We start from the raw sequence: 2994 nt of genomic DNA on the forward strand, positions 1-2994 counted from the left end.
GCACGGCGGGGATCAGATCGTCACCGCGCAACAAGGCCCAATCCTGGTTCATATGGGCGTCATAGCGGCCATCGCTGCGTTCATGGTTGATCCGCACCCTATAGCTCAGCTTGGACTTGCCCTTGGCCGGTTGCCAGAGGCCACTCGCGGGGCTGTCCTGGGTCCACTGGCCATCGCCAGTGAAGTCGCTGTAATAGCCCTTATCGCCCAGATTGAAGGCCAGGCTGACCACCCGCTCGCCCTTTTCCAGGGTCAGGCTGACTTCGGCCTGATCGCTTTCCGGCAGGAACTTGACCCGATAATCCAGATCGACTTTCTGCGTGGCCCACAGCGGCGCACTCAGGCTTAGCAGGATGGCAGACAACAGGGCGCGATAAATCCGCATGCGAGTAGCTCCAGAACGAGACAGAGGATGCATAGACCCTAGACCAACAGGGCAATTCAACGCCAAGTGGCAAGGCTGCTTGATTTAGCCGGCGCGGAAAATCATATGCTCTTCCCAATCATCCTCGGCCACGCTGTTTTCGCTGAGCATGCGTCCGGCCTGGGAAATGCGTTGTTTGTGCACCTGCTCGGGGTCGCCGCAGACCAGGTGATGCCACAGCAGCAGGTCCTTGCCCTCGCTGACCAGGCGGTAGGCGCAGGTCGGCGGCAGCCACTGGAACTGGTCGGCCTGGGCCGGGGTGAGCTGGATGCAGTCGGGCACGGACTTGCGCCTGTTGCTGTAGTCGGTGCAGCGGCAGCTATCCAGGTCCAGCAGCTTGCAGGCGATGCGCGTGTAATAGACGCTGCCGTCGTCCTCATCCTCGAGCTTTTGCAGGCAGCACAGGCCGCAGCCATCGCACAGCGACTCCCACTCGTCCTGATCCAGCTGTTCGAGGGTTTTGCGTTTCCAGAAGGGTTCGACTTTGGCGGCCATGGCGAGGGTACGGTGACTGGCGAAAAGGCCGGCAGTCTAGCGGCTAGGCCAACAACGGCCAAGGCCGGCATGCCGAATGGTCAATTAATAACCACGGGCAAAGTCCACCAGGCCACGCAGTTCGCCGCCGCTACGCCAGCGCGCCAGATTGTCGAGAAACAGCTGCACCAGCAGCCGTGGTTCGGTCGGCGCCGAGCTGTGGCCGGTCAGCAGCAGCTGCGGCGCAGTCCAGAACGGATGGCCGGCCGGCAAGGGCTCCTCGCGGCACACATCGATCACCGCGCCGGCCAACTGGCCCTGCTGCAACGCCGCCACTAAATCGGCCTCCACCACCGCCACGCCACGCCCGGCATTGATAAACAGCGCGCCGGGCTTGAGCACGGCGAACAGCGCCGCGTCATAGATATTCCGGGTGGCCGGGGTATCCGGCAGCAGGCTGATCAGGTAATCGGCCTCGGCGGCCAGACGTGATAAGTCTTCCAACCCCGCCACTTCCTCGAACGGCGGCAAAACCCGTGGTCTGCTAGCTATGCCCAACAACTCGAGGCCGAAGGGTGCGAGCAACTGCGCCACGCTCAGGCCGATATCGCCCGTGCCGACTAGCAGCACCCGGCGACCGGCCAGGCTGTGCGGCAGGCGCTGATCCCAGCGCTGCTCGACCTGATCGGCCAGGCGCGCGAACAGTTGCCGCTCGTGGGCCAGCAGGTGGCACAGGACATACTCGGCCATCAGCTGGCCGAAGATGCCCACGGCGCGGGTCAGTGGATAATCCGTCGGCAGATCGCTGGCCAGCAAGGGCGTGATACCCGCCCAGGTCGACTGCAGCCAGCGCGGCCTATGACCCTGGCGCAGCAAGGGCGCGAGCAGATCCGGCTGGCCCAGCCATAGTGGACAACGCGCGGCGTATTGGGCTAACTCGTCAGGCCGGTCGCTGGCGCACAGCTCGAGTTCGGGCGCCTGCTGGCGCAGCAGTTCGGCGTACAGGGCGTGCTCGGTTTCGCCAAGCAGCAGGCGCAGAGGGGCTTCGGCAATGGCTGGCATGGCGTTTACATGGGGTCGTTGCGGCGCAGCAACTCGTCCGGCAGGTGCTCGATATATTCATCCTCCGGTGGCGGCATCTGCAGGTGGTAGCCCTGCTCGTCGAGATTGGCCAACACCTTGTGGATGTCCTCGCGGGCCAGGGCGCGCTCGGGAGTGAGCACCATGTCGAAGGCCAGCGTCGGCGGGCCAAAGGCCGTCAGCAGGTTTTCCGGCACGCGCTTGAGCCCATCGCTGCGCAGCACATAGAGGTACATCTCGTTCTTGCGCGGGCTTTTATAGATAGAGCAGATACGTTTCACGCCGATTCTCCAGTGGCTGCCAGGCAGTCGAGCAGGGCCTGGCCCAGCAATTCACGTCGCCAGCCGCGCAGCGAATCCGGCAGCTGGTAAGGCCCCTCGGGGTAGCCGGTCTTCAGCAGGGCTTCGAGGGTTTTCTTGCGCAGCATCAGCTCGGGGGCGATGTTCAGCCGCTCGCCTTCGCGCTGGCCGATGGCCCGCAGCATCTTCAACAGCGACGCCGCCTCGAGCGGCAGCGGCTCGGGCAACGCCGCGGGCCAATCCGCGGCTGGGGTGGCCGCCGCTTGCTTGATCAGCTGCAAGAGGAACTCGCCATCCTGACGCACGGTTTTCGGGTGCATGTCCTCGATCCGCGCCAGGGTCACCAGGTTATCCGGCTGGGTGCGCGCCAGCGGCCACAACGAGTGCTCGCGCAGAATCCGGTTGCGCGGCTGGTTGCGCAGGCGCGCCTGCTGCTCGCGCCAGGTGCACAGCGCCTGCAGCACCGCCAGCTGCTGGCGCGACAGTTTCCAGGCCAGCTTGGCCTCGCGGTAGGCCAGCTCGGGGTCGACCTCACGGCTCAGGTTGGCTACCAGCTCGGCGCCATCCTCTAGCACCCAGCTGTATTTCTCGGCAGACAGCTGAGTTTTCAGCAGCGAATAGACTTGCGCCAGGTGCAGCACATCTTCTGCCGCGTAGCTGACCTGGGTCTCGGACAACGGCCGCTGCAACCAGTCGGAGCGGGTTTCGCCCTTGGGC

4 protein-coding genes and 1 pseudogene are annotated in these 2994 nt (G+C 64.6%); all 5 read right to left on the minus strand.

Going from position 1 to position 2994, the window contains the following annotated elements:
• Positions 1-385: pseudogene (locus Q8Q83_RS12365) on the minus strand (hypothetical protein); the annotation flags it as partial.
• Between the two features lie 84 nt (positions 386-469).
• Positions 470-919, minus strand: coding sequence for a YcgN family cysteine cluster protein (locus tag Q8Q83_RS12370; protein ID WP_305624130.1), 450 nt, complete (start codon positions 917-919; stop codon positions 470-472).
• A gap of 84 nt (positions 920-1003) precedes the next feature.
• Entirely contained in the window at positions 1004-1936 is a 933-nt protein-coding gene (locus Q8Q83_RS12375) for a D-2-hydroxyacid dehydrogenase (RefSeq protein ID WP_305624136.1), read from the minus strand.
• Positions 1937-1965: 29 nt separating this feature from the next.
• Positions 1966-2259: a YcgL domain-containing protein gene (locus Q8Q83_RS12380; RefSeq protein WP_305624132.1), complete on the minus strand. Its 294-nt coding sequence runs from the start codon at positions 2257-2259 to the stop codon at positions 1966-1968.
• Positions 2256-2994 (minus strand): HRDC domain-containing protein (locus Q8Q83_RS12385; RefSeq protein ID WP_305624134.1); only part of this gene is annotated, 739 nt, incomplete at its 5' end. The genes Q8Q83_RS12380 and Q8Q83_RS12385, both read right to left, overlap by 4 nt.

The organism is Pseudomonas sp., assembly GCF_030696055.1.
Classification (GTDB): Bacteria; Pseudomonadota; Gammaproteobacteria; order Pseudomonadales; family Pseudomonadaceae; genus Aquipseudomonas.